The organism is Actinoplanes auranticolor (assembly GCF_018332655.1).
GTDB classification, from domain to species: Bacteria; Actinomycetota; Actinomycetes; order Mycobacteriales; family Micromonosporaceae; genus Actinoplanes; species Actinoplanes auranticolor.
Genome location: NZ_BOQL01000009.1, coordinates 29,484 through 55,409 on the forward strand (window position 1 = coordinate 29,484; position 25,926 = coordinate 55,409).

Below are 25,926 nucleotides of genomic sequence, written 5' to 3' on the forward strand. Positions count from 1 at the left end.
CGGGTCAATGTTCGGATGAGGTACGGGTTGCCAGCGCCGCCGCCCGCAGAGTCAGATACCGCTGCTCGGGCAGGCTGGCCGTCATCGCGGCCGCCCGCAGATAACAGCCGTGGGCCCCGGCGTGGTCCCCGGCCAGCTCCAGCAGGTGCGCGCGGACGGACTCGAGCCGGTGGTTGCCCGCCATCCGCTCGTCGCCGTCGAGCTCGGCCAGCACGGCGAGCCCGGCCAGCGGCCCGCGCGCCCGGGCCACGGCCACAGCGCGGTTCAGCGTGACCACCGGGCCCGGCGAGACGCGTTCCAGCACCTCGTAGAGGGCGAGGATCTGCGGCCAGTCGGTCTCCGCGGCGGTGCGGGCCTCGTCGTGCACCGCGGCGATCGCGGCCTGCAACTGGTACGGCCCCAGCGGCCCCCGGCCCAGCGTCCCGGAGACCAGCGCGACCCCCTCGGCGATGAACGCGGCGTTCCACCGGCTGCGGTCCTGCTCGTCGAGGGGCACCAGTGCGCCGTGCTCGTCGGTCCGCGCCGGGCGCCGGGCGTCGGTGAGCAGCATGAGCGCGAGCAGTCCGGCCGTCTCACCGTCGCCGGGCAACAGCCGGTGCAGCATCCGGGTCAGCCGGATCGCCTCAGCGGTCAGGTCGGCCCGTTGCAGGTCGGGCCCGGCACTCGTGGTGTAGCCCTCGTTGAAGACCAGGTAGAGCACCTGCCGGACGACCCGCAGCCGGTCGGCGCGCTCGGCCTCCGGCGGCGCCTCGAAGCCCGGGCCGCTGGTGCGGATCCGCTGCTTGGCCCGGCTGATCCGCTGCGCCATGGTGGCCTCGGGCACCAGGAACGCCCGGGCGATCTCGGCGGTGCTCAGGCCGCCGACCGCGCGCAGCGTCAGGGCGAGCTGCGAGGGCGGCGACAGTGACGGATGGCAGCAGAGGAAGAGCAGGGTGAGGGTGTCGTCCGCATCGACGGCGGCGGCCGGGTCGGCCGGCTCCAGCAGCGCGACCTGCTCCTCGCGGGCGCGGCGGGCGCTCTCGCTGCGCCACTCGTCGACCAGCCGGCGGCCGGCCACGGTGATCAGCCAGGACCGCGGGCTGTCCGGCACACCCTCGACCGGCCACTTGAGCGCGGCGGAGAGCAGGGCCTCCTGGACGGCGTCCTCGGCGGCGTCGAACTGGCCGTACCGGCGCACGAGGACCCCGAGGACCTGCGGCGCGAGCTCACGCAGCAGGCCCTCGACGCCGGGGCGGTCCGTGGTCACTGCTCGGGCGGCCCGTCGGGAACCTCGCGCAGCTCGACCCGCTCGGCCCAGACGACGACCTGACCGGCCCGCTCGATCGCCCGCTGCTCGTCCGGCACCTCGAGCACCCAGTAGCCGGCCAGTGATTCCTTGGCCTCGGCGAACGGCCCGTCGGTCACCACCACCTGACCGTCGACCAGGGTGACGGTCCTCGCGGAGGCGGGATCGGCCAGCCCGCGGGCCTCGACCAGCTCACCGGCCTTCTCCAGCTCGGCGTTGAACGACATCATGAACCCGATCATCTCGGAGACCCACTCCTGGCTCCGGCTCTGCATCATGGTGGCGCCGTCACCGAACATCATCAGCATGTACTTCATGGCTCAGTCTCCCAGCCCTCGGGTGCCCCCGGCGGGGCACTTCCACCGTTGAGTCGGAGACCCGGCGCCGTCCTCGACACCCGCACGGGAAGTTTCTCGGCTCGCGCAGGAGCACTATCCTCCCGGGCATGCCGACCGTCGATGTGGTGCTGCTCCTGGCCAAGGCTGTGCTGGGAGTGCTGGTGCTCGCGTCGGCCGTCTGGCTGCTGGTGCAGCACAACCGCCGGCCGGGGCGGGTCCGGCTGTTCCGGCGGCCGGTCCAGCGGCCGCGGCTGCTGGCCGGGGCGTACGCGGTCCTCGCTCTCTGGGCCGGCATCCAGGTGGTGCAGGACCTCACCGACAACAGCCTCGCGCTCAAGCTGATCTCGCTGGCCACTCTGGGCGCGTTCATGATTCTGATCGCCTGTGCCCGCCGCCCCGCCTGACAGGTCGAATTACCGTAGCTGCGGAGAGCGCTTTCCGTAGGAGTCGCTTCTTCGCTCCGAAAGACCGGTTTTGTCGGTTTTGAGGCACGGAATGCTTGACACATCGGAAAACCGGGGGCAACACTGCGGCGACATGGAGAGCGCTCTCCATTGATCAATCCCCCGTGACTCCGTCCCCGAACGTCAGGAGTTCCCGTGCATCCGGCTTCTCCCCCGGCGCTGTCCCCGCACGCGCCCCGACCTCGACGCTGGCGCCGGCTGATCCCCGTCACCGTGCTCGCCGTCGTCGCCGCCTACGTGGGTGTCGTGCAGGTCACCGCGCACGCCGCCGATTCCCTGCTGTCGCAGGGCAAGCCCGCCACCGCGTCGTCGCAGGAGGGCGCGGACGTCGCCGCGGCCCTCGCCGTGGACGGCAACGCCGGTACGCGCTGGTCGAGCCAGTTCAGCGATCCCCAGTGGCTGCGCGTGGACCTCGGCGCGACCGCCACGATCAGCCAGGTCGTCCTGCAGTGGGAAGGGGCGTACGCGAAGGCGTACAAGATCCAGACCAGCGCCGACGGCACCACCTGGACCGACATCCACAGCACCACCACCGGCGCCGGCGGCACCGAGACCCTCACCGTCAGCGGCACCGGCCGCTACGTCCGGATGTACGGCACCACCCGCGCCGGCGGCTACGGCTACTCCCTCTACGAGTTCAAGGTCTACGGCTCCACCGGCGCACCCTCGGCCTGTGGCACCACGAACGCCGCCCAGGGCAAGCCGGCCACCGCCTCGTCGCAGGAGGGTGCGGACGTCGCCGCGGGCAAGGCCGTCGACGGTGACGCGGGCACCCGCTGGTCGAGCCAGTTCGCCGATCCCCAGTGGCTGCGGGTGGACCTGGGCAGTTCCCAGGCGATCTGCCAGGTCGTCCTGCAGTGGGAGGGCGCGTACGCGAAGGCGTACAAGATCCAGACCAGCGCCGACGGCACCACCTGGACCGACATCCACAGCACCACCACCGGCGCCGGCGGCACCGAGACCCTCACCGTCAGCGGCACCGGCCGCTACGTCCGGATGTACGGCACCACCCGCGCCGGCGGCTACGGCTACTCCCTCTACGAGTTCAAGGTCTCCACCGGTGGCAGCACGACGCCGCCCACCGACCCGACCACGCCGCCGCCCGTGCCCGGCGACTTCACCACCGTCTGGACCGACGACTTCAGCGGCCCGGCCAACACCTCGCCCAGCGCGGCGAACTGGCTGCTGCGCACCGGCACCCAGTATCCCGGCGGCGCCGCGAACTGGGGCACCGGCGAGGTCGAGACCGCATCGGACTCCACCGCCAACGTCTACCTCGACGGCACCGGCAAGCTGAACATCAAGGCGATCCGCGACGGCGCCGGCAAGTGGACCTCGGGGCGGATCGAGACGCAGCGCACCGATTTCGAGCCGCTGGCCGGCCAGCTGACGAAGTTCACCGCCGTCCTGAAGCAGCCCGACGTGACCAACGGCGCCGGCTACTGGCCCGGCTTCCGCGCCACCGGCGCGGCCTACCGCGGCAACTACAACAACTGGCCCGGCGTCGGCGAGACCGACATCATGACCGACGTCAACGGGCGCAGCCAGCTCTCCCAGACGCTGCACTGCGGCACCGCACCCGACGGGCCGTGCGCGGAGTACAACGGACGGCAGAGCGGGCTCGCCGGCTGCACCGGCTGCCAGACCGGCTTCCACGAGTACACCCAGGTCATCGACCGGACCCGGACCGACGAGGAGATCCGCTTCTACCTCGACGGCCGGCAGACGTGGGTGGTCCGCGAGTCGCAGGTCGGCGTGACCGCCTGGCGGGCGGCCGTGCACCACGGCTTCTTCCTGCGGTTCGACCTGGCCATCGGCGGCTCGCTGCCGAACGCGGTCGCGGGCTTCACCACACCCACCCCGGAGACCACCTCGGGCGGCGTGCTCAGCATCGACTCGGTGACCGTGGCCCGGGCGGCCGGCACCACCCCGGCGGCGATGACCGACCCGGCCACCCCGGCCGGCCCGTCCACCGTCCGGGTCACCGGTACGCAGGGCAACTGGCAGCTGACCGTCAACGGCGCGCCGTACGAGGTCAAAGGCATCACTTACGGCCCGCCGCAGGCCGCCGCGGACGGCTACCTGCGGGACCTGCGGAACATGGGCGTCAACACGATCCGCATCTGGGGACCGGACGACAACACCCCGGCGCTGCTCGACCGGGCGGCCCAGCAGAACATCAAGGTCGTCGTCGGCCTCTGGCTCAACCACGGCGCCGACTACGTCAACGACACCGCGTACAAGACCGCGGTGAAGGCCGAGATCGTGGCCCGGGTCAACGCGCTCAAGGGCCGGCAGGGCGTGCTGATGTGGGACGTCGGCAACGAGGTCATCCTGGAGATGCAGAACTACGGGCTGGCCGCCGACGTGGTCGAGGCGCGCCGGATCGCTTACGCCAAGTTCGTCAACGAGGTCGCCGAGGCGATCCACGCGGCCGACCCGAACCACCCGGTCACGTCGACCGACGCGTACACCCACGCCTGGACCTACTACAAGCCGCACGCCCCGGCCCTGGACCTGCTCGCCGTCAACTCCTACGGCGCGATCGACACGGTCAAGCGGGACTGGATCGCCGGTGGCTACACCAAGCCGTACATCCTGACCGAGGGCGGCCCGGCCGGCGAGTGGGAGGTCCCCGACGACGTCAACGGGGTCCCGGACGAGCCGACCGACCTGGAGAAACGGGCCGGATACACGTACAGCTGGAACGCGATCAAGGGCCACCCGGGTGTGGCGCTGGGCGCGACCGAGTTCCACTACGGGCTGGAGAACGACTTCGGCGGCGTCTGGCTGAACACCTTCACCGGTGGCTGGCGGCGGCTCGGCTACCACGCGCTGAGGCAGGCGTACACCGGGCAGGCGTCGGCGAACACCCCGCCGGAGATCACCGCCATGACGGTGAGCCCGCAGACGGCGGTGCCGGCCGGCGGCACGTTCACCGTGAACGTCGCCGCGACCGATCCGCAGGGCGACCTCATCCGGTACAACCTGATGGCGAGCGACAAGCACATCACCGGCAACCGCGGCCTGCGCCACCTGACCTTCACCCAGAACGGCAACCAGTTCACGGTGCGCGCGCCGGAGCAGCTCGGCGTCTGGAAGGTCTACGTGTACGCCTTCGACGGCCACGGCAACGTGGGCATCGAGCAGCGCTCGTTCAAGGTGGTGCCGCCGACGATCCCCGGCACGAACCTGGCCCGGGGCAGGACCGCCACCGCGTCGACGTACCAGCCGACCGGCACGAACGGGCCGCAGCTGCCGGCGTACGCCGTCGACGGTGACTACGGCACCCGCTGGGCCAGCGAATGGGTCGACACCGCGTGGCTTCAGGTCGACCTGGGCTCGGTGCAGTCGTTCGACCGGGTGCTGCTGGGCTGGGAGGCGGCGTACGCCCGGGGCTACACGGTGCAGGTGTCGGACAACGGCAGCACCTGGCAGACGATCCACACCACCACCAGCGGCAACGGCGGCTTCGACGACCTGGCGATCAGCGGCACGGGCCGCTACGTCCGGGTCTCCGGCACCGTCCGTGCCACCGAGTACGGCTACTCGCTCTGGGAGTTCGGCGTCTACCGCAGCTGATCCGCCATGGCGCCCCCGCTCCGGCGGGGGCGCCACTTTGTACTGTCAGCGGATGTCCCAGGTGACCCGCTGGTGCGCCCGGATCACCGGTTCGCGCCTGTTCGAAGTCCTGATCATCATCGTCATCGGCGCCAACGCGATCGTGCTGGGCCTGGAGACGTACCCTGATCTGGGCCATGCCGGTCCTCTGCTGCACGGGCTGGAATGGTCCTTCCGCCTGCTCTTCGTGGCCGAGATAACGGTCCGGATCCTGGCCTACGGCAGCCGGCCGCAGGACTTCTTCCGCAACGGCTGGAACGTCTTCGACTTCGTCGTGACGCTGGCCGTCTTCATCCCCGTGCTGCACGGCGACACGACCGCCCTGCGGATCATCCGGATCGCGCGGGTGCTGCGGCTGGTGCGGTTCTCCCCCGGCCTGCGGACCATCGTCTCGGCGCTGGTGCGCAGCCTGCCGGGCGTGGGCGCTTTTCTCGCGCTGGCGCTGGTCACCCTCTACGTGTACGGCATGGCGGGCTGGCTGATCTTCAAGGATCACTACCCCGAGGAGTACGGCACGATCGGCCGCGCGGTGCTGACCCTGTTCGTGCTGCTGTCCCAGGAGAACCTGCCGCAGCTCATCGAGCAGGGCCTGGCCGTCTCGGCCTGGACCCTCGTCTACTACGTCAGCTACATCCTGATCACGGTGAACCTGCTGGTGAACATCCTTATCGCGGTCATCGTGAACTCGATGGAGGAGGTCCGCCGGCTGGAGATGACCGAGGGCCTGGCGCCGGACTTCGACGCCGACGGCGACGGCGAGCCGGACGAGCTGGACCGGCTGGCGATCAGCCAGCGCCTGGACGATCTCCGGGCGGTGATCGCGGAGCTCGAACGGGATCTGCGCGTCCGCGACTGAACCCGTGATTTCTGCCGGTAGCCGGGTCTATCGTCGTCAGCGAGCTGAGGAGGAGTCATGGACAAAGTCGTCCACTTCGAGGTGCCGTTCGACGACGCCGACCGGGCCCACACCTTCTACCGCGAGGCCTTCGGCTGGCAGCTGGCGAGCATGCCGGGCATGGGCTACACGATGGTGACCACGACCGCGACGGACGAGTCCGGACGGCCGGGTGAGCCCGGCGGCATCAACGGCGGCATGCTCGCCCGGCAGGGCCCGATCACCGGCCCGGTCATCACGATCGGCGTCGACGACCTGGACGACGCCCTGGCCCGGATCGAGGAGCTCGGTGGCACGGTGGCGATCGGCCGCCAGCCCGTCGGGGACATGGGCTTCTCGGCCTACGTCCACGACTCCGAGGGCAACCTGATCGGCCTCTGGCAGAACGCCTGAGACCGCTCAGCCCGCCAGGCCGGCCGCCCACCGCAGGACCCGGTCCACGTCCGCACGGGTCCAGCCGACCGCCGAGTCGACCGGCACCAGCAGCGTGGGTGCCGACCGCCCGGCGGCCCAGCGGCGGCCCGCCTCGGTGTGGTTGTCGTCGATCCAGGCGGCCGGGCGGTCACCCACCGCCTCGGCCACCGCCGGCACTTTCGCCTCCGGCGGGAACGGCAGCGGCGGGAACGGCACCACCGGCAGCGCGGCGACGCCCAGCTTGGCGCCGAAGAGAAGGTTGGCGTCCTCGCCCCAGGCACTCGCCCAGCGCAGATCACCGGCGGCGGCCAGCTCGGTGATCCACGCGGCGTGGTCCGGGCAGTAACGCTCGGGGCCCTCACCGGGATAGAACTCGTGCTCGAGATATCCGTCGGGGCAGGAGGACGCGGCGAAGGGGTTCAGCACCCCGTCGAGATCCAGCAGCAGAACGGGTCGGCTCACCGTGCCATCTAAACCCGGCGGGCTTACCGTCTCACCATGCGGGTCATGACCTGGAACGTATGGTGGCGCTTCGGCGGCAACTGGCGGGAGCGGGCCGCCGGGATCAGGATCACTCTCGAGACGTACCAGCCGGACGTGGTCGGGCTGGTGGAGACCTGGTCGGCCGACGGCACGACGCAGCCCGACGTGCTGGCCGGACACCTCGGCATGCACGCGGCCTTCGCGCCGACCTCACTGCCACCGGCGCCGGACCCGGTCGAGGAGCCCGGTCAGCTCGGTGCCACTGTCGGGCTGGGTCTGCTGAGCCGCTGGCCGATCCTGCGCACCGAGGTCCGCGAGCTGCCGCACACCGAGCGCCCCGGACCGCCCCCGACGGCTCTGATCGGCACGCTGGACCATCCCCGGGGCAACCTGCACGTCATCGTCACGTGCCGGGAGTGGGAGCCGCAGTACGCCGCCGACCGGGCCGCGCAGACGATGGCGCTGGCCGAGCTGGTGACGGATCCGGCGTTCGACGGGCCCCTGCCGGTGCTGCTGATCGGAGATCTCAACGCGCCACCGGACGAGCCGGAACTGGCGCCGTTGCGGGCGGTCACTGTGGACACGTGGGAGGCCGGCGGGGGCGATCCGGGGGCGACCACTCTGGACTCGCTGCTGCCGTACGCGCCACTGGAGGCGACCACGCTGATCGACCGCCGGATCGACCACGTGCTGGTGCGCCCGGGACGCCCGGACGCCACCGTGACTGTGCGGGGCGCTTTCATTGCGGGTGACCGCCCGATCCACGGCCTCTACCCGTCCGACCACTACGCCATCGGCGCCGACCTGGACCCGTGACGCGAAGCCGAGCCGGGCTGAGCCGAGCCGTGGCCGAGGGCCGGTTGCCGGTTGCCGGCCGGATGGCTGTTTGCCGGCGGGAGGTGGAGGCCCCTGCGCGCCACAGGCTCGGTGGCACCGTGGCGCGCAGGGGAATTCTGCGGGCCGAGAGAGCGATTTCCCGGCCGCCTTGATTGTTGCCGTGGTGTTGCGGCCCGTCAATATGCTGATGGTTCCGGAACCGTCACGGATGGGAATTCGACAGGGCGATATTGACATGGCCCGACCGCGCCGCAGAGACTGGGTTGCCTCTTTTCGGAATGGAGTTCTTTGTGAGCATCGCGCTGCGGGCTGTAGCGGGCGGCTGCCTGATGGCCCTGCTGCTCGGCGCCGGCGCTTGCGACTCCGGGGCGTCTCCGGCGGCTCCCCCGGCCGTCTCCAGTTCGAAGGCTCCCGGCAGTTCCGGCTTCTTCGGGGGCACCGATCTGGCCTGGGTCGAGATCACCATCGCGATGAACGAGGAGCTTCTGCCGCTGCTCGCCCTCGCTCCCACGCACGCCTCGGATCCCGGCCTGCGGGCCCTCGCGGCCGAGGTCAGGGCCACTCATGAGCAGGAGCTCGGCACCCTGCGGAGCCTGCACGACGAGGCCGGGCTGCCCGCGGAGAATCCCCACAAGGGCATGCCGATGCCCGGCATGGTGACCCCGGAGCAGGTCGCCGAGGCCGCGGCCGCCCGGGGTGCCGCCTTCGACAAGCTGCTCGCCCAGCACCTCAGGGCGCATCTCGAGCAGGGCGTCAAGCTCGCCGAGAGCGAGGAGAAAGCCGGCCTCGAGCCGCGGACCAAGGATCTCGCCGCCCGGGTGGTCACCGGCCGCCGCCAATTTCTCGCCGAGCTGCCCGCGCCGAAATCCAGCGGGAAATAACTGTTATTCCGGTGCCGCGAAATGGTCCGGGCGCCCGACCGGCGGCACCCGGACCATTTCGCGTTACTGTTACGGCAGGACGTAGTTTGCGTTCAGCGCCGCGCCCCGCTCGGGCTTGTACTGGTCGAAGCCGCGCGGGTCGCACTGCAGCCCGCCGTTGATGCAGTGGGTCACCAGCGCGTTCAGCGTGCGTACGTCCCAGGCGTTGTAGAAGTCGTAGTGGAACGAGTACGCCCGCCCGCTCGACAGCCGCACGTTCGCCAGGTTCCCGCTCACCGGGAACGCCATCTTGAACTCGACCATCGGGACCGCCACCGGGTGGCTGGCCGGGCACACGCCGACCGTCGGGTACGCCATGTGGCTCTTGTGGTCCGGCGTGTCCAGGTGGATGCCGTCCCAGCAGCTCGGCGCCTGGTACCGGATGTTCAGCTGGGTGCCCGCCGGGCAGGTCCCCGGGAAGTCCCAGTTGCGGACGCTGTCGCCGCACTCCCAGCCCTCGACCGCGCCGGGCGAGTTCCTGAACTCGTCGAGGGTCGCCGACGGGCTGCCGACCACGTACCGCAAGCCCGGGGGTGACGGGCGCACGCTGCGGTAGTCGAGCACGCCGCTCTTGTAGTAGATGACCTGGCGGCCCACCGGCTGGACGGCCGTGTCGCCGTTGAGCAGCGTCGGCATCCAGTACGCGGTCTTGTCGCCCGGCGTGATGCAGGACGTGCCACCGGCGTTGAGGCTGGCCAGAGTCGTCGCCGCGTTCGTGGTGGTGTTGCCCATGAACGTGTGCGAGTGCGAGGCGCCCGGCATGCCGGGGAAGACGATCGGGTCGTCCGGCAGGTTGGAGCGGCTCACCGAGCAGTTCGCCTGGAACTCGTGGTGGGTCGTGGGCGGGTTGGTCGCCGGTGGCGTCGCCGTCGACGGGGTCACGCCGGTGACCGGCGGATCGGCCAGGACGTAGCCGCCGCCGGCCGGGGGCGTGCTGCCGCTGGTGCCGTACACCTTGAACTCGAGCAGCGAGTAGCCGTAGCCGGTGCCGCGCTGGGTGCCGTACATGCGCACGTACCGGCCGCTGCCGTTGACCGTCAGGGTCTGGCTGCCGCCGGCAGCCGTCGTGGTGCCGTAGACGGTGGTCCAGGCGTTGCCGTCCGGCGAGGTCTGGATCTGGTACGCCTTCGCGTACGCGGCCTCCCACTCCAGCACGACCCGGGTGATCGTGGCGGTGCTGCCGAGGTCGACGCGCAACCACTGCGGATCGGCCCACTGGCTGCCCCACCGGGTGTCCGTACGACCGTCGACCGCGGCCGCCGCCGGCGACTCTCCATTCTCGAGCGACGAGGCGAGCGCCGGTCTGCCCTGCGACAGCAGGGTGTCGGCGGCATGCGCCGACTGCACTCCGGCCACCAGCAGCGATCCGGCGACGGTGGCGACGGCCAGCGGCGCGATGAGCCGGCTGAGCCGGCTTCTTGCTGATCTCATGAGTTCTCCACGGGGTGAGGACGGATGGCACCACAGCCGGACGTGCGGGGATCGGCCGGGATGACTTGGAGAGCGCTTTCCGAAGTGTTACGCCGAGGTTGCGTGTACGTCAATATGCCCCGGTGGTTCCGGAACCCGGCGGCCCTCGCACGGGTCTGGAAGGGCAGGTCGGAGAGCGCTCTCCAGGATGTGCTATAAAAACGGGTATGCGGACCCGGAGCAGCACCTCATGACCGCCGGCACCCGGCGGTTGCCCGTCGGCGAGCGGTTGCCGACGCTGGAGGACGTGGCCCGGGTCGCCGGCGTCTCCCGGGCCACGGTCTCCCGGGTGATCAACGGCATCCGCAACGTCGACCCGCAGCTGCACGAGATGGTGTGGAACGCGGTCGGCCAGACCGGCTACGTGCCCAACCGGCTGGCCCGGTCCCTGGTCACCCGCCGCACCGGCACGGTGGCCCTGGTCGTCTCCGACTCCGAGTCGCACGACGACGACCCGTTCATGGGCCGGTTCTTCGCCGACCCGTACTTCGGCCGGGTCGTCGGCGGGCTGATGAGCGTGCTGCGCGCGGCCGGCATCCAGCTCGCGCTGCAGATCGTCGGCACCGAGGAGCAGCGCACCCGGCTGGTCGGCGACCTGCGCCACGGCCAGGCCGACGGCGTCATCGTGCTGTCGCTGCCCGGCCACGACCCGCTGCCCCGCATGCTCACCGACGCCGGCGTGCCCGCCGTGATGATCGGCCGCCCGGCCGACCCGGTGCCGATCAACTACGTGGACCTGGCCAACGACACCGGCGCATCGCTGGCCGCCGACCACCTCGTCGGCCGCGGCTGCCAGCTGGTGGCGATGATCTCCGGCCCGGTCGACGTGCCGGCCAGCAACGACCGGATCACCGGCTTCCGCCGCTCGATGGCCCGGCACGGGCACGCCTGGGTGCCGCTGGTCTCGGGCAACTTCACCCAGGACAGCGGCGAGCAGGCGATGCGCGCCCTGCTGGCCGAGCACCCGGCGGTGGACGGCGTCTTCGTGGCCAACGACCTGATGGCCCTGGGTGCCCTGCTGGCTCTGCGCGACGCCGGCCGCCACGTCCCGGACGACGTGGCGATGGTCGGCTTCGACGACAGCAGCGCGGCGGTGGCGGCCAGCCCGGCGCTGACCACGGTGCGGCACCCGCTGGAGGACATGGCCGCGGAGAGCGCCCGTCTGCTGATGGCCCGCATCGAGGACCCCACCATGCGCATCTCGTCGGTGATCTACGAACCGACCCTGGTGCTGCGCCAGTCAGCCTGACCAGGTGCGGCGGGACGCGCCCACCGCCACAGATTCAGGGGTACGGCGGCCAGGGCTGGCCGGAGGTGACGGCAGATCGTCATCGTCCGGAACTCACGTCGCGGCGTCCTGCGGGAAGGGCCTGACAGTCAAGTGTCAAGAAGGATCTGGCGGATCCGCTCCCGGCTGTACCCGGTGGCCGCCACGATGTCCACCTGGCGCATCCCCGCCCGGTCAGCGGCGCGGATCTCCTCGGCCAGGTCGGCGCGCGCCTGGTCCACCTTCTCCCGAGCCTCCCGGATGATCTGGGCCGCCCGCTCCTGGGCACGAGGTATCCCGGCCTCCGCCGTACGGAGCTTTCGGACCGCCGCCTCAAGAGTCACGAGTGCATCGTCCCTGGTCGGCATGTAGGCCAACCGGTATATCCATCGAGTAGGCCAAACACATTCCTTGCCGTTTGGCCTACTGCGGGGTTTAATAGTTGGCATGCGGCAGACAGGTGAGCGGTCCGCCGGCCGAGCTGGTCAGCCGTACGGCACAGAGTGGCCCCGCACGAATCAACGTGCGGGGCCTCGTCGTTCCTCAACCGATGCCAGGCCCGGCTACGGGCTGGCGGCCAGGAAGAGGAAGGCCGCCAGCAGTCCCAGGTGGATGCCGCCCTGCAGGACGTTGGCCCGGCCCGGGACCACCGTCAGCGTGCCGACCACCACCGTCAGCGCCAGCAGCACCATCTGGGTGCCGCCGAGGCCGAGCAGCAACGGGCCCTCCAGCCAGATCATCGCGATGGCGATCGCCGGGATGGTCAGGCCGATGCTGGCCATCGCCGATCCCAGGGCGAGGTTCAGGCTGGTCTGCATGCGGTCACGTGCTGCCGCCCGTACCGCCGCGATCGTCTCCGGCAGCAGGACCAGCAGCGCGATCACCACGCCGACCACCGCCTGGGGCATCCCGGCCCCGGCCACCGCCGACTCGATCGACGGGGAGACGCCCTTGGCCAGGCCGACGACCGCGATCAGGGCGACCAGCAGCAGGCCCACGCTGGTCAGCGCGGCCCGGGTGGTCGGCGGCTCGAGGTGGTCCTCCCCCTTGATGACCTCGCCGGCCGTGGTGATCGGCAGGAAGTAGTCGCGGTGCCGGTGCGTCTGGACCAGGACGAACAGCAGGTAGAGCGTCAGTGAGGCGACCGCGGCGAAGGCGAGCTGGGCGGGGGAGAACTGCGGGCCCGGGCGGCTCGTGGTGAAGCTGGGCAGGACCAGGCTCAGGGTGGCGATCGTCGCCACCGCGGCCAGGGCCCCGCCCGTGCCCTCGGAGTGGAAGACCGCGACCCGGCGGCGGATCGCGCCGACCAGCAGGGACAGGCCCAGGATGCCGTTGCAGGTGATCATCACGGCCGCGAAGACCGTGTCGCGGGCCAGGGCCTGCGCCTTGTCGCCGCCACTGATCATCAGCGTGACGATCAGGGCGACCTCGATGATGGTCACGGCCACGGCCAGCACCAGGGAGCCGAACGGCTCGCCGACCTTGTGGGCGACCACCTCCGCGTGGTGCACCGCGGCGAGCACGGCCCCGGCCAGTAGCAGACCGCTGATGATCACGATGGGGGGCGGCAGGTCGCGGCCCCAGGTCAGGATGAGAGCGGCGACGGCGAGGACCGGGACCCAGGCCGTCCAGCGGGCGAGGTAGCTGGTGATCTTCGCGTTCATCGGTCAACCCTGCCAGAGAACCGGCTCCCGTGCCCTGCGACCAGCGTCTCCCCGGAATTTGACGCATTGACGTTGCCGCACCCCACTGCCGGGGCACCATAGCGACATGGCCTACGTCAACCCGTCCGGTGAGTTCTCCCGCGACCAGCGTTACATCGCCACCCGGCTCACGGCCGACGGCCGCGACGGCTATCCCGTCGAGCCGGGCCGCTACCGGCTCGTGGTCAGCCGCGCCTGCCCGTGGGCCAACCGAGCGATCATCGTACGGCGGCTGCTCGGCCTCGAGGACGTGCTCTCCATGGGCATCGCCGGGCCGACGCACGACGAGCGCAGCTGGACCTTCGACCTCGATCCCGGCGGCCGCGACCCGGTGCTCGGCATCGAACGGCTGCAGGAGGCCTTCCTGGCCCGGTTCCCCGACTACGACAAGGGCATCACCGTGCCCGCGATCGTGGACGTGCCGACCGGGCAGGTGGTCACCAACGACTTCGCGCAGATCACCGTGGACCTGAGCCTGGAGTGGAAGAAGTACCACCGCGAGGGCGCACCCGAGCTGTATCCGGAGCACCTGCGCGAAGAGATCGACAGGGTGAACAAGTCCGTGTTCGCCGACGTCAACAACGGCGTCTACCGGGCGGGTTTCGCCGGCACCCAGGAGGCGTACGAGAAGGCGTACCACCGGCTCTTCGACCGGCTCGACAAGCTCTCCGAGCTGCTGTCCGGCCGGCGCTACCTGGCCGGGGACACGATCACCGAGGCCGACGTGCGGCTGTTCACCACGCTGGTGCGCTTCGATCCGGTCTACCACGGCCACTTCAAGTGCAACCGGCAGAAGCTCATCGAGATGCCGGTGCTGTGGGCGTACGCGCGGGATCTCTTCCAGACGCCGGGCTTCGGGGACACGATCGACTTCGTGCACATCAAGCAGCACTACTACGAGGTGCACCGCGACATCAATCCGACGGGGATCGTGCCCTCGGGCCCCGAGCTGGGCAACTGGCTCACCGAGCACGGGCGCGAGGCGCTCGGCGGCCGGCCGTTCGGCGACGGCACCCCGCCCCCGCCGCCGAAGGAGACGGAGGTCGTCCCCACCGGGCACGGTGCCGCCGCATAGGATCTCCTCCGGTGTCCACCCTGGAGGTCCCGTGAGCGACCAGATCGACAGCTCGACCGCGCAGCCCGCCCGCCGGTACAACTACTGGCTCGGCGGCAAGGACAACTTCGCGGTCGACCGCGCCTCCGGCGACGAGATCCTCAAGACCTTCCCCACGGCCCGGCTGGCCGCGCTGGAGAACCGCCGGTTCCTGCAGCGGGCCACCCGATACCTGGCCGCGGAGGCGGGCATCCGGCAGTTCCTGGACATCGGCACCGGCCTGCCCACGGCGGACAACACCCACGAGGTCGCGCAGCGCATCGCGCCGGAGTCCCGGGTCGTCTACGTCGACAACGACCCGATGGTGATGGTGCACGCGCGGGCGCTGCTGACCAGCACGCCCGAGGGCCGCACCACCTACATCGAGGCCGACCTGCGCTCGCCCGAGCAGATCCTGGCCGACCCCGACCTGCGGGCGACCCTCGACCTGGGCGAGCCGGTCGCGCTGATGCTGGTCGCGGTGCTGCACTTCGTCCAGGGGTACGGCGCCGGCGCGCCGATCGTGCGCACGTTGCTGGACGGGCTGCCCAGCGGCAGTTTCCTGGTGGTGACCAACGCGACGAAGGACCCGCTGCCGGCGAAGATGGCGGCCGACTACGACGCGGCGCTGGCGGCCGGTGTCACCAACATCTGGCCCCGGGACCGCGCCGAGTTCACCGACCTGTTCACCGGGCTGGAGCTCATCGAGCCGGGCGTCACCCCGGTCAGCGAGTGGCGCGCGGAGTCCGAACCGGAGCCCCGCCCGAACCCCGCGCACATCGCCATGTACGGCGCGGTGGGCCGCAAGCCCTAACCGTCGTGCGGCTCCAGCGCGTCACGGAGCAGGTCGGCCAGCCGGCGCTGGTCGGCCGGGGACAGGTGGCTCAGCAGGCCCTGCTGCCGGGCCAGCCCGGCGGCCACGGCCCGGTCGACCACGTCGATGCCCTCCGGCGTCAGCCGGACCAGCACGCCGCGCCGGTCCGAGGGTGACGGGCGGCGTTCGGCCAGCCCGGCCTTCTCCAGCCGGTCCAGCCGCGCGGTGGTGCCGCCGGTGCTGAGCATCATCGAGGCGGCCAGGGCCCCCGGCGACAGCTCGTACGGCTCCCCCGACCGGCGCAGGGTCGCCAGCACGTCGAACTCCGCGCGGCCGATGCCGAAGTCCGCGTACGCCCGCTCGCCCTCGTCGCCGGCGATCCGGGCCAGCCGGTAGATCCGGCCGAACACCGCCATCGCGGTCGTGTCCAGGTCGGGACGCTCGCGCTGCCATTGCTGGGTGATCCGGTCGACGCCGTCGGTGTGTGCCACGACCCCATTCTCTCGATGTCGAGCTTCTTGACAAGAAGGGATTCCCCGAGAAGTCTCTTGATATCGAGATACTTTACGTCGAGGGAGTTCCGATGCGCCCGCCGGTTCTGCTGGTCACCGCCCTGACCCCGGTCGTCTGGGGCACCACATACGCCGTCACCACCGAGTTCCTGCCGCCCGGGCGGCCTCTGCTCGCCGCCGCGCTGCGCGCCCTGCCCGCTGGACTGCTGCTGGTCGCCCTGACCCGCCGGCTGCCCCATGGCGACTGGTGGTGGCGGTCGGCCGTGCTGGGCACGCTCAACATCGGCGTGTTCTTCGCCCTGCTGTTCGTCAGCGCGTACCGGCTGCCCGGCGGGATGGCGGCAGTGCTCGGCGCGGCCCAGCCGCTGCTGGTCGCGGGGCTGACCGCGCTGTTGCTGACCGAGCGGGTCGCGCTGCGGACGGTCCTGGCGGCGGTCGCCGGCGCGGGCGGGGTCGCCCTCGCCGTGCTGACCGCCGAGGCGGGGCTCGACCCGATCGGGCTGCTGGCCGGGCTGGCCGGGACGGCGTCGATGGCCCTCGGGCTGGTGCTGACCAAGCGCTGGGGACGCCCGGACGCCTCGCTGCTCACCACCACGGGCTGGCAGCTCACCGCCGGCGGACTCCTGCTGGCTCCGCTGGCCCTCGGCGTGGAGGGACTGCCGGCGACGCTGACGGGCGTGAACGTCGCCGGGTACGCGTACCTGTCCTTGATCGGCACGGCCCTGGCGTACACGATCTGGTTCCGCGGCCTGGACCGGCTCCCCGCGGCCCGGGTCTCGCTGCTCGCACTGCTCTCGCCCGTGGTGGCGACCGCCGTCGGCTGGGCCGCCCTGGGTCAGGGGCTCACCCCGGTGCAGGTGCTGGGCATGCTGATCGCCTTCGGCGCGGTGCTGGCCGGGACGTCAGCGCAGGTCCGCGTTCTCCACGATGCGGGTGGCGAAACCGGTGCGCGCGGCCCGCAGCATGGCTCGGCCAAGCCGGTCGGTGCTGGTCACGTACTTCGGCGCGATCTTGAACAGCAACGGGATCAGCGGCGCGGTGAGCGCGTAGGTCACCCGGTAGAGGCCGGTCTTCGAGGTGGCGCCGTGGGTCGGCTGGATGAACCCGGGGCGGAAGCCGTACCCGTTCGGGAAGGTCTTGATGACCTCGATCTCGGTCCGGGCCTTGACTCGCGCCCACATCGACCGGCCGTCGGGCTTCGTTCCGGCGCCTGACACGTAGACGAAGGTCAGGGCCGGGTTCAGCCCGGCGAGCAGGTGCGCGGCCGCGACCGGATAGTCGTACGAGATCCTGGTGTACGCAGCCTCGTCGAGCCCGACCGAGGAGACGCCGAGGCAGTAGAAGCAGGCGTCGTAGCCGCGCAGCTCGTCCTCGATCGGGGTGAGGTCGGCGAAATCGTCGAGCGTGACCTCCCGCAGCTTCGGGTGCCGCACTCCGGTGGGCCGGCGCCCCACGCTCAGCACCTGCTCCACGTCGGCGGCCAGCAGGCTCTCGCGCAGCGCGCCCTGACCGACCATGCCGGTCGCGCCGAAGATGATGACCTTCATGTCCCGTCCTTCGCGGTGAGGATCCGGACGCTCTCGACGACCGTCCGGCGGCGTGCGGCGAGGCCGTCGGGCCCCGCGGTGTGGGTGAGCGCCAGATCCGGCGAGCCGAGCACGGACAGGCCCGTGACCAGGGCCAGGAGCTCCCCGGGCGGGAACCTGTCGCTGATCCGGCCGGCCCGCTGCGCGGCCGCGATGGCGTCGGCCTTCTGCCGGTTCGCCGCGACGACGGCGGCCGGCAGGGACGCGCTGCCGCGCTCGAGGGAGTGCCAGAGGGCCAGGCGCAACGCGTACGGCTGCTGCTGGACGCGGTCGAACAGCCGGGCCGCGTAGCCGGGCAGATCGTCCGGGTCGATCGGCACGTCCTCGACGGTGTCCACCACCAGCGCGTGGAACACGGCGTCGAACAGGTCCTCCTTGTTGCCGAAGTAGGAGTAGATCAGCGCCTTGTTGGCCGAGGCGGCGGCGGCGATCCGGTCCACCCGGGCCCCGGCGATGCCCCGCTCGGCGAACTCGGTCGCCGCGGCTTCGAGCAACCGCCTTCTGGTGTCCTCAGCATCCCGCGCCACACGGCCAGCCTAGCTGACTAACCGGTTAGTTGGGAGCATTCTGTCGTACCCGGCCCCTAGAGTGCGACAGTGCCCGTTGAACGCTGGACCGCCGCCCGAGTCACCGCGCTGGCCCCCGACGCGAGCTCGCTGAAAGGTGCGCGCGGGGTGAGCAGCGCCGCGAAATGGCAGGAGACCGGCCTGGTCGGCGAGGCGCTGTGGGGGCTGTGCCGGGGCAGCGGCCGGCAGCCGTACCAGGTCGGCGTCGACCTGGCCGGTCCGGCCTACAAGTGCTCCTGCCCGAGCCGGAAGTTCCCGTGCAAGCACGCGCTGGGGCTGCTCCTCCTCTGGGCCGAGGGCGCCGAGATCCGCCCGGCCACCACAGCGCCGGCCTTCGTGACGGAATGGCTGGCCGGACGCGCGGCGCGGGCCACTCCCCGGGCGAGCGGACCGGTGGACCCCGAGGCGGCTCGCAAGCGCGGGCAGCAGCGCGCCGAGCGGGTCGCGGCGGGCCTGGCGGAGCTGCGGCGGTGGCTGGACGACCAGGTGCAGCAGGGGCTGGCCGGGGCGCAACAGGCCGGGCGTCAGCCGTACGAGACGATGGCTGCCCGCCTCGTGGACGCGCAGGCCCCCGCGGTGGCCTCGGCGGTCCGGCGCCTCGGGGGTGTCGCGGGCATCGGACCGCACTGGGCCGACCGGCTGCTGGGCGGCCTGGCGATGATCCGCCTGCTGGTCTCCGGTCACGAACGCCTCGACACCCTGCCGCCCGCGCTGGCCGCGACGGTTCGGTCCCGGATCGGCTTCCCGGTCGCCCAGGAGGACGTGCTCGCCACCACCGCCGTCCGTGACCATTGGCAGATCCTGGGCCAGGTCGACAGCGACGAGGGAGCGATCACCACCCGGCGCACCTGGCTGCTGGGCGCCACGACCGGACGGTTCGCGCTGGTCCTGTCGTTCGCCGCGCCCGGCCAGTCGCTGGTGGCCGACCTCCTGCCCGGCACTGTCATCGACGCGGCGCTCTGCTTCTATCCCGGGGCGGTGCCGCTGCGGGCGCTCGTGCAGGAGCAGTTCGGCGTGCCGCGGCCGTTGACGGCGCCGGCCGGCGCGGTGGGGCTGCGGGCCGCCCTGGCGGGGTGGTCCGCCACGATCGCGGCCGAGCCCTGGCGGGCGGACGTGCCGATGCTGATCACCGGGGTCGCGCCCAGCGCCGACGGGTTCCTCACCGACCCGGCGGGCGAGTCGCTGCCGCTGGCCCCCGGCCATCGTGAGCCGTGGTGGTTGCTGGCAGCGGCCGGTGGCGCGCCGGCCACCGTCGCGGGCGAGTGGTCGCCCGCGGGGCTGCGACCGCTCGCGGCCTGGATCGACGGCCGGCATGTGCCGGCCGCACCGCCGGTGCCCGACACCACGGCGGCACGCCGGCCCGAGCTGCCGGCCGATCTGCTGGCGGCCGCCCTGGTCGGGACGGCTCGCCGGCCGTGGGCCGCGGACACCGTCCACATGGGAGAGCGCGAGCTGCACACGGGACAGGGATCGCTGCTGGAGGCGGCGGCGACCGCACTGACGTACCACCGGGCCGGCATCACCCCGGTGTCCGGGCACGCGCCGGTCGAGGCGGCGCCCGCGGAGATCGATCAACCCCTGCCGGAGGCCGCGGCGGCCCGGCTGTTGCGCCTGCTCACCGACGGCGCCGCGCCCGGGGGCGCTCAGCAGGTGCAGGAGCTGCTGGCCCAGTGGCTGGTGGCGGCCGCCGCGCACGGCGGGCACGTGCCGCCCGAGACGCTGCCGGCACTGCTGGATGCCGGCCGCCGGAACGGCGCGATCCGGCCCGCTCTCGGCAAGGTGGCGGGCAACCGCGGCGCGTGGCTGGCGGCGATGCGGCCCGACTGGCGGTGGCTGCGCGACGAAGCCCCGGCCGCGGGGGTGCCCAGCGATCCGGAGGTGTGGGAGACCGGGACGGCGGGTGAACGGCTCGCGTACCTGTCGCGGCTGCGCGCCACCGATCCGGCTGCCGCCCTCGCGCTGCTGCGCAGCACCTGGCCGACGGAGGCGCCCGACGACCGCGCCCGCTTCGTGGCCGCTCTCGACACCGGCCTCTCCCTGGCCGACGATGCCTTCCTGGAGCAGGCCCTGGACGACCGGCGCAAGGAGGTCCGAGAAACTGCTCTCGACCTGCTACAACAGCTGCCCGGATCAGCGCTGGCCCAGCGGATGACCGCGCGCGCCCACGAAGCGGTGCACTGGGACGGCCGGCTCGTCGTCACACCGCCCGGGGAGCTGACGCCGGAGCTACGGCGCGACGGCGTGGCGGCGCAGCCCGCGCGCGGCACGGGAGTCCAGGCGTGGCTGCTGGAGGAGGTCCTCGCCGGCACCCCGCTGAGCAGTTGGACCGCCGCCTTGGACCGCAGTCCCGCCGCGGTCGTCCAGCTGGCGCGTGGCCACGACTGGGAGACGCCACTGCTGCACGGGTGGGCCAAGGCCGCCATCGTCCAGGGTGACTCCGAGTGGGCCACGGCGCTCGTCTCCAACGACACCGGAGAGGGCGCGGCCAAGCTGCGCGAGGCGGTGCGCTGGGATCTGCACCTGCTGCTGCCCCCGGCCGACCTGGCCCGGATCGCGGCCGACTTCCTGCGGCGCGAGGATCACCTGGCCCACCGGCTGCTCGCGGTGCACCCGGGCGAATGGCCGGAGGAGCTGGCGGTCGCGGTGGTGGAGACGATCGCGCACCGGGCGCGGACGGACAAGCACAGCTGGCAGCTCGCGGAGCTGTGCCGGGCGGCAGCGCTGGCCATGCCACCCCGGTACGCGGTGCCGGTGGCGCGGCTGGCCGAGCAGCTCGACCAGCAGCAGGGCGATCTGTCGCGGGTCCGGCCGGTGGCCGACCTGGCCCGCACCCTCGACTTCCGCTACGAGATGCTGCAGGAGCTGCGCTGACCGGCCCATTTTGTCGGGGGGCCCGAGTAACGTTCCCGGCATCGGAATCGCCTTCCCCGCAGGGACAGACAGGGAGTTCGAGTGACCGCACTGCGACCGCACGCCGAGGACCAGGATGCCGAGGAGCTGGCCCTGCTGGCCACGACGGACGAGCGGCCACGCCCGTCCGGCTGGCGGCTGTCGCCGCAGGCGGTGGTGACCTACCTGCTGGGTGACGGTGCCAAGATCACCCCGAAGTACGTGGGGCCCCGCCGGCTCATCGAGGTCGCGGTGTCCACGCTGGTCACCGACCGGGCGCTGCTGCTGCTCGGGGTGCCCGGCACGGCCAAGACCTGGGTGTCCGAGCACCTGGCGGCCGCCATCTCCGGCGATTCGACCCTGCTGGTGCAGGGCACGGCCGGCACGGCCGAGGAGGCGATCCGGTACGGCTGGAACTACGCCCGCCTGATCGCCGAGGGCCCGTCCGAGGCGGCCCTGGTGCCCAGCCCGATCATGCGGGCCATGCAGACCGGCACCATCGCCCGGATGGAGGAGCTGACCAGGGTTCCGTCCGACGTGCAGGACGCCCTGATCACCGTGCTCTCGGAGAAGACCCTGCCCGTCCCGGAGCTCAACACGGAGGTCCAGGCCCAGCGCGGCTTCAACCTGATCGCCACGGCGAACGACCGCGACCGCGGCGTCAACGAGCTGTCCAGCGCGCTGCGCCGCCGGTTCAACACGGTGGTCCTGCCCGTGCCGGCGTCCGCCGACGAAGAGGTGGAGATCGTCGCCCGCCGGGTGGGTCAGCTCGGCAAATCGCTGGACCTGCCCGAGGTCCCCACCGCCCTGGAGGAGATCCGCCGGGTCGTGACGATCTTCCGCGAGCTGCGCACCGGCCTCACGGAGGACGGCCGCACCAAGCTGAAGTCCCCCACCGGCACGCTGTCCCCGGCCGAGGCGATCTCGGTGATCACCAGCGGCATGGCCCTGGCCGCCCACTTCGGCGACGGCCACCTGCACCCCAGCGACGTGGCCGCCGGCATCGTGGGCGCGGTCATCAAGGACCCGGTCTCCGACAGCGTGGTCTGGCGCGAATACCTGGAGACGGTCGTCCGCGAACGCACCGACTGGCGCGACTTCTACCGAGCCGCCCGCGATGCCTGAACGGCTCTACGGCATCCGGCACCACGGCCCGGGCTCGGCCCGCGCGGTGGTGCAGGAGCTCGACCGCCAGCGCCCGGAGATCATCCTGATCGAAGGGCCCCCGGAGGCGGACGACCTGGTCCGCTGGGTGGCGGACACCGGCCTCGAACCCCCGGTGGCCCTGCTGGGCTACGCCGCGGACAACCCGGGCCGCGCGGCGTTCTGGCCGTTCGCGGTCTTCTCCCCGGAATGGCAGACGATGCGCTGGGCGGCGGAGCACGGGGTGCCGGTCCGCTTCTTCGACCTGCCGTACGCCTACCGCCTGACCGACAACCGCACCCCGGACACCCCACCGGCCGCGGGCCCACCGCCCGCCCGGACACCGACCGCCGGCCCACCCGCCGCCCTCCCCGCTGAGGCTGCTGCGCCGCCGGGCACCAGCGCAGCAGCGGCGCCGAGTCGCCCGGATCCCTCCACCGCAGAGGTCACCGGCCCGCCGACGGGCGAACCCGACCACAACCCCGCGGATGCCCATCCCGACCCTCGGTCCCTTGTGGACGACGATCGTGAAGGAGCCGCCGAGGACGGGCCTGTGGTGCGGTTGCGGCCCGTCGATCCCATCGGGGAGCTGGCCGCCGCCGCCGGCTACGACGATCCCGAGCGGTGGTGGGAGGACGTCGTCGAGCATCGGGGGATGCCCGCGTTCGACGCCATCGCCGAGGCCATGACGGCCATCCGGGAGAACGCCCCCGAGGATGCCGAGGATCTGCTGCGCGAGGCCTACATGCGCACGGTGCTGCGGGAGGTGCGGCGTACCCACGAGAACATCGCCGTCGTCTGCGGGGCCTGGCATGTGCCCGCGCTCGCCCGCAAGGTCATCGCGCGGGAGGATGCCGCGCTGCTCAAGGGGCGGAAGAAGACCAAGGTGGTGTTCACCTGGGTGCCGTGGACGTACGGGCGGCTCGCCTCCTGGTCCGGTTACGGGGCCGGGGTCCGGTCGCCGGGCTGGTACCACCACCTGTTCACCACCGGTGCCGACGTCGTCCCGCGGTGGCTCGTCGACGCCGCCCAGGTGCTCCGGGCCGAGGGTGTGCCCACCTCCTCCGCACACGTCATCGAGGCCACCCGGCTCGCCGAGGCGCTGGCCGGCGTGCGCGGGCGCCCGCTGGCCGGGCTGGCCGAGGTGACCGAGGCCGCCGAGGCCGTCATGTGCGACGGCGAGCGGTTGCGGGTCGAGCTGATCGATCGGCGTCTGGTGGTCGGCGAGCGGCTCGGTGCGGTGCCCGATGCCATGCCCGCCGTACCACTCGCCCGGGATCTGGCCGCCCAGCAACGTTCCGTGCGGCTCAAGCCCGAGGCGCTGGAACGCGTTCTCGATCTGGACCTGCGCCGCGACATCGACCTGGCCCGCAGCCGGTTGCTGCACCGGCTCCGCGCGATCGGGGTGCCGTGGGGTGAGGCCGACACCACGCAGCGCGGCACCGGCACGTTCCGGGAGCAGTGGCGGTTGCGGTGGCAGCCCGACTTCGCCGTCCAGCTCGTCGAGGGCAGCATGTACGGCACCACCGTCGTCGCCGCGGCCACCACCAAGGTGACCGACGCGGCCCGCAAGGCGACGGCCCTCGGCGACGTGACCGCGCTCGTCGAGGTGTGCCTGCTCGCCGATCTCGCGGATGCGTACCCGCCGGTGCTGGCCGCGCTCGACACCCGGGCCGCGCTCGACGCCGACATCAACCACCTGATGGCCGCGATCCCCGCCCTCGCCCGCACCTTGCGCTACGGCGACGTCCGGCGCACCGACGTCGCCGGACTGGCCACCGTCACGGCCAGCCTGCTCACCCGGGTCTGCGCCGGGCTGCCGTCGGCCGTCGGTTCGCTGTCCGACGACGCCGCGAAGGAGTTGCGCGGCCACATCGACGGCGTGCACTCGGCGGTGAGCCTGCTCGACGACGACGAGTTGCGCGACCGCTGGCTGACCACTTTGGAGTCGCTCTCACAGCGCGCGGATCTGCACGGTTTGCTCGCCGGCCGGTTCACCCGGTTGCTGCTGGACGCGGGCCGGCTCGGGACCGCCGAGGTGCAGCGGCGGCTGCGGCTGCCCCTGACCGTCGGCACGCCGCCCGCGCACGGCGCCGCCTGGGTGGAGGGGTTCCTCGCCGGTGGTGGCCTGCTGCTCGTGCACGACGACGCGCTGCTGGAGTTGCTGGACGGCTGGCTCGCCGACATCGCACCGGACGCCTTCGACGACGTGTTGCCGTTGCTGCGCCGTACCTTCGGGGCTTTCGCCGCGGGTGAGCGGCGCGCGATCGGCGAACGCGTCGCGGACCCGGGCGGCGCCGGTGGCGCCGCGGCCGAGCCGCTGGTGCTGGACCACGACCGGGCGGCTCTGGTGCTGCCGACCTTGAGTGCGCTGCTGGGCCGGGAGGTCTCATGACGGACATCGAAGACCCCGCGCGTCGCGAGCGGCTGCGGCGCTGGCGGCTGGTGCTCGGCGGTCCGGCCGACGAGTCGCTCGGCGCGGCGCAGGGGCGCGACGGTGCGATGGACGCGGCCCTGTCCGCGCTGTACGACGCCGGTGGTGACGGCGAGGCCGGCCGGACGGCCCGCTCGGCCGGGCTGGGCAGTTCGGCGCCGAAGGTGGCCCGGTGGCTCGGTGACATCCGCGAGTACTTCCCGAGCACCGTCGTGCAGGTGATGCAGGCCGACGCGATCGAGCGGCTGGACCTGACCCGGCTGCTGCTGGAGCCCGAGATGCTGGCCGCGGTCGAGCCGGACGTGCACCTGGTCGGCACGCTGCTCTCGCTGAACAGGGTGATGCCGGAACGCACCAAGGACGCGGCGCGGCAGGTGGTACGCAAAGTCGTCACCGAGCTGGAGAAGCGCGTCGCCCAGCAGACCCGGGCGGCGGTCAGCGGCGCCCTCAACAGGGCCGCGCGGATCAACCGGCCGCGGCACGCCGACATCGACTGGGACCGGACGATCCGGGCCAACCTCAAGCACTACCAGCCCGGGCTCCGCACGGTCGTCCCGGAACGGCTGATCGGCTACGGCCGCCGCGCCACCGCCATCCAGCGGGACGTGGTGCTCTGCGTCGACCAGTCCGGCTCGATGGCCGCCTCGGTGGTGTTCTCCGGGGTGTTCGCGGCGGTGCTGGCCTCCATGCGGTCGTTGCGGACGTCGCTGGTCGTCTTCGACACGGCGGTGGTCGACCTGACCGACCAGCTGAGTGATCCGGTGGAGGTGCTGTTCGGCACGCAGTTGGGCGGCGGCACGGACATCAACCGGGCGATCGGCTACAGCCAGCAGCTCATCACCCGGCCCCGGGACAGCGTCTTCGTGCTGATCAGCGACCTGTACGAGGGCGGGATCCGGGAGCAGATGCTGCGCCGGGTGGCGGAGATGAAGACCGCGGGCGTGCAGGTGGTGGTGCTGCTGGCGCTGTCGGACGAGGGCGCGCCGGCCTACGACCACGAGAACGCGGCGGCGCTGGCCGCGCTGGGCGTGCCGGCCTTCGCGTGCACACCGGACGCGTTCCCGGACCTGATGGCGGCGGCGATCGAACGCCGGGACCTGATGGCCTTCGCCCAACGCTTCGCCGACCGCTGAGCAGCTCCGGCAGACCGGCAGACCGGCAGGGCGGCAGACCGGCAGACCGGCAGGGCGGC

General features: G+C 72.1%; 22 protein-coding genes. 14 read left to right on the plus strand and 8 right to left on the minus strand.

Features of this window, described 5'->3' with window-relative positions; translation table 11 throughout:
* Window positions 1–4: 4 nt before the first annotated feature.
* Both Aau02nite_RS04635 and Aau02nite_RS04640 read right to left on the minus strand, forming a co-directional pair.
* Window positions 5–1,246 (minus strand): RNA polymerase sigma factor, encoded by a 1,242-nt coding sequence (locus tag Aau02nite_RS04635; RefSeq protein ID WP_212987058.1) that lies wholly within the window; start codon window positions 1,244–1,246, stop codon window positions 5–7.
* Window positions 1,243–1,602, minus strand: a complete 360-nt coding sequence (locus tag Aau02nite_RS04640) for a YciI family protein (RefSeq protein ID WP_212987059.1) — start codon at window positions 1,600–1,602, stop codon at window positions 1,243–1,245. Before Aau02nite_RS04640 ends, Aau02nite_RS04635 begins: the two co-directional genes overlap by 4 nt.
* 128 nt (window positions 1,603–1,730) lie before the next feature.
* Here Aau02nite_RS04640 and Aau02nite_RS04645 point away from each other — a divergent pair, with 128 nt between their 5' ends.
* From Aau02nite_RS04645 to Aau02nite_RS04660, 4 genes are all read left to right on the plus strand, one after another.
* Complete coding sequence (locus Aau02nite_RS04645; protein WP_212987060.1) at window positions 1,731–2,027, plus strand: hypothetical protein; 297 nt, start codon at window positions 1,731–1,733, stop codon at window positions 2,025–2,027.
* 195 nt (window positions 2,028–2,222) lie between these two features.
* The gene (locus Aau02nite_RS04650; RefSeq protein ID WP_438841098.1) at window positions 2,223–5,669 is read left to right on the plus strand and encodes a galactose-binding domain-containing protein; all 3,447 of its coding nucleotides are present in this window, start codon (window positions 2,223–2,225) and stop codon (window positions 5,667–5,669) included.
* A gap of 52 nt (window positions 5,670–5,721) precedes the next feature.
* Window positions 5,722–6,564 carry an ion transporter gene (locus Aau02nite_RS04655; RefSeq protein ID WP_212987061.1) on the plus strand — a complete coding sequence of 281 codons (843 nt, stop codon included), beginning with the start codon at window positions 5,722–5,724 and terminating at the stop codon, window positions 6,562–6,564.
* Between the two features lie 57 nt (window positions 6,565–6,621).
* Window positions 6,622–6,996: a VOC family protein gene (locus tag Aau02nite_RS04660; RefSeq protein ID WP_212987062.1), complete on the plus strand. Its 375-nt coding sequence runs from the start codon at window positions 6,622–6,624 to the stop codon at window positions 6,994–6,996.
* 6 nt (window positions 6,997–7,002) lie between these two features.
* Here Aau02nite_RS04660 and Aau02nite_RS04665 read toward each other — a convergent pair whose 3' ends face one another.
* On the minus strand, window positions 7,003–7,479 hold the full coding sequence (locus Aau02nite_RS04665; RefSeq protein WP_246594898.1) for a hypothetical protein: 477 nt from the start codon (window positions 7,477–7,479) through the stop codon (window positions 7,003–7,005).
* Between the two features lie 45 nt (window positions 7,480–7,524).
* On the opposite strand from Aau02nite_RS04665, the gene Aau02nite_RS04670 reads away from it, so the two are divergent.
* Both Aau02nite_RS04670 and Aau02nite_RS04675 read left to right on the plus strand, forming a co-directional pair.
* The gene (locus tag Aau02nite_RS04670; RefSeq protein WP_212987063.1) at window positions 7,525–8,316 is read left to right on the plus strand and encodes an endonuclease/exonuclease/phosphatase family protein; all 792 of its coding nucleotides are present in this window, start codon (window positions 7,525–7,527) and stop codon (window positions 8,314–8,316) included.
* Between the two features lie 311 nt (window positions 8,317–8,627).
* A complete protein-coding gene (locus Aau02nite_RS04675; RefSeq protein ID WP_212987064.1) occupies window positions 8,628–9,218 on the plus strand; it encodes a DUF305 domain-containing protein in 591 nt (196 codons plus the stop codon).
* Window positions 9,219–9,287: 69 nt separating this feature from the next.
* On the opposite strand, the gene Aau02nite_RS04680 is transcribed toward Aau02nite_RS04675, so the two are convergent.
* Window positions 9,288–10,688 carry a DUF1996 domain-containing protein gene (locus tag Aau02nite_RS04680; protein WP_212987065.1) on the minus strand — a complete coding sequence of 467 codons (1,401 nt, stop codon included), beginning with the start codon at window positions 10,686–10,688 and terminating at the stop codon, window positions 9,288–9,290.
* Window positions 10,689–10,917: 229 nt separating this feature from the next.
* On the opposite strand from Aau02nite_RS04680, the gene Aau02nite_RS04685 reads away from it, so the two are divergent.
* Window positions 10,918–11,976, plus strand: a complete 1,059-nt coding sequence (locus Aau02nite_RS04685) for a LacI family DNA-binding transcriptional regulator (RefSeq protein WP_212987066.1) — start codon at window positions 10,918–10,920, stop codon at window positions 11,974–11,976.
* Window positions 11,977–12,104: 128 nt separating this feature from the next.
* Here the strand turns inward: Aau02nite_RS04685 and Aau02nite_RS04690 are convergent, their stop codons facing one another.
* Complete coding sequence (locus Aau02nite_RS04690) at window positions 12,105–12,338, minus strand: hypothetical protein (RefSeq protein WP_212987067.1); 234 nt, start codon at window positions 12,336–12,338, stop codon at window positions 12,105–12,107.
* A 219-nt stretch (window positions 12,339–12,557) separates the two neighbouring features.
* Window positions 12,558–13,658: a calcium:cation antiporter gene (locus Aau02nite_RS04695; RefSeq protein WP_212987068.1), complete on the minus strand. Its 1,101-nt coding sequence runs from the start codon at window positions 13,656–13,658 to the stop codon at window positions 12,558–12,560.
* Between the two features lie 106 nt (window positions 13,659–13,764).
* Between Aau02nite_RS04695 and Aau02nite_RS04700 the strand changes: the two genes are divergently transcribed.
* Window positions 13,765–14,772 (plus strand): glutathione S-transferase family protein, encoded by a 1,008-nt coding sequence (locus Aau02nite_RS04700; RefSeq protein ID WP_212987069.1) that lies wholly within the window; start codon window positions 13,765–13,767, stop codon window positions 14,770–14,772.
* Between the two features lie 31 nt (window positions 14,773–14,803).
* The gene (locus tag Aau02nite_RS04705; protein WP_246594899.1) at window positions 14,804–15,604 is read left to right on the plus strand and encodes an SAM-dependent methyltransferase; all 801 of its coding nucleotides are present in this window, start codon (window positions 14,804–14,806) and stop codon (window positions 15,602–15,604) included.
* On the opposite strand, the gene Aau02nite_RS04710 is transcribed toward Aau02nite_RS04705, so the two are convergent.
* Window positions 15,601–16,095, minus strand: coding sequence for a MarR family winged helix-turn-helix transcriptional regulator (locus Aau02nite_RS04710; protein ID WP_246594900.1), 495 nt, complete (start codon window positions 16,093–16,095; stop codon window positions 15,601–15,603). The two genes, Aau02nite_RS04705 and Aau02nite_RS04710, sit on opposite strands and share 4 nt — an antisense overlap.
* A gap of 92 nt (window positions 16,096–16,187) precedes the next feature.
* Here Aau02nite_RS04710 and Aau02nite_RS04715 point away from each other — a divergent pair, with 92 nt between their 5' ends.
* Window positions 16,188–17,330, plus strand: coding sequence for an EamA family transporter (locus Aau02nite_RS04715; RefSeq protein ID WP_212987070.1), 1,143 nt, complete (start codon window positions 16,188–16,190; stop codon window positions 17,328–17,330).
* Between the two features lie 329 nt (window positions 17,331–17,659).
* Here Aau02nite_RS04715 and Aau02nite_RS04720 read toward each other — a convergent pair whose 3' ends face one another.
* The gene (locus Aau02nite_RS04720) at window positions 17,660–18,229 is read right to left on the minus strand and encodes a TetR family transcriptional regulator (RefSeq protein ID WP_212987071.1); all 570 of its coding nucleotides are present in this window, start codon (window positions 18,227–18,229) and stop codon (window positions 17,660–17,662) included.
* A 69-nt stretch (window positions 18,230–18,298) separates the two neighbouring features.
* On the opposite strand from Aau02nite_RS04720, the gene Aau02nite_RS04725 reads away from it, so the two are divergent.
* From Aau02nite_RS04725 to Aau02nite_RS04745, 4 genes are all read left to right on the plus strand, one after another.
* The gene (locus tag Aau02nite_RS04725) at window positions 18,299–21,139 is read left to right on the plus strand and encodes an SWIM zinc finger family protein (RefSeq protein WP_212987072.1); all 2,841 of its coding nucleotides are present in this window, start codon (window positions 18,299–18,301) and stop codon (window positions 21,137–21,139) included.
* Between the two features lie 81 nt (window positions 21,140–21,220).
* Window positions 21,221–22,282 (plus strand): ATP-binding protein, encoded by a 1,062-nt coding sequence (locus Aau02nite_RS04730; RefSeq protein WP_212987073.1) that lies wholly within the window; start codon window positions 21,221–21,223, stop codon window positions 22,280–22,282.
* Entirely contained in the window at window positions 22,275–24,695 is a 2,421-nt protein-coding gene (locus Aau02nite_RS04740; RefSeq protein WP_246594901.1) for a DUF5682 family protein, read from the plus strand. Before Aau02nite_RS04730 ends, Aau02nite_RS04740 begins: the two co-directional genes overlap by 8 nt.
* Entirely contained in the window at window positions 24,692–25,867 is a 1,176-nt protein-coding gene (locus tag Aau02nite_RS04745) for a VWA domain-containing protein (protein WP_212987074.1), read from the plus strand. The genes Aau02nite_RS04740 and Aau02nite_RS04745 overlap by 4 nt, the downstream gene beginning before the upstream one ends.
* The last annotated feature ends 59 nt before the right edge of the window (window positions 25,868–25,926 follow it).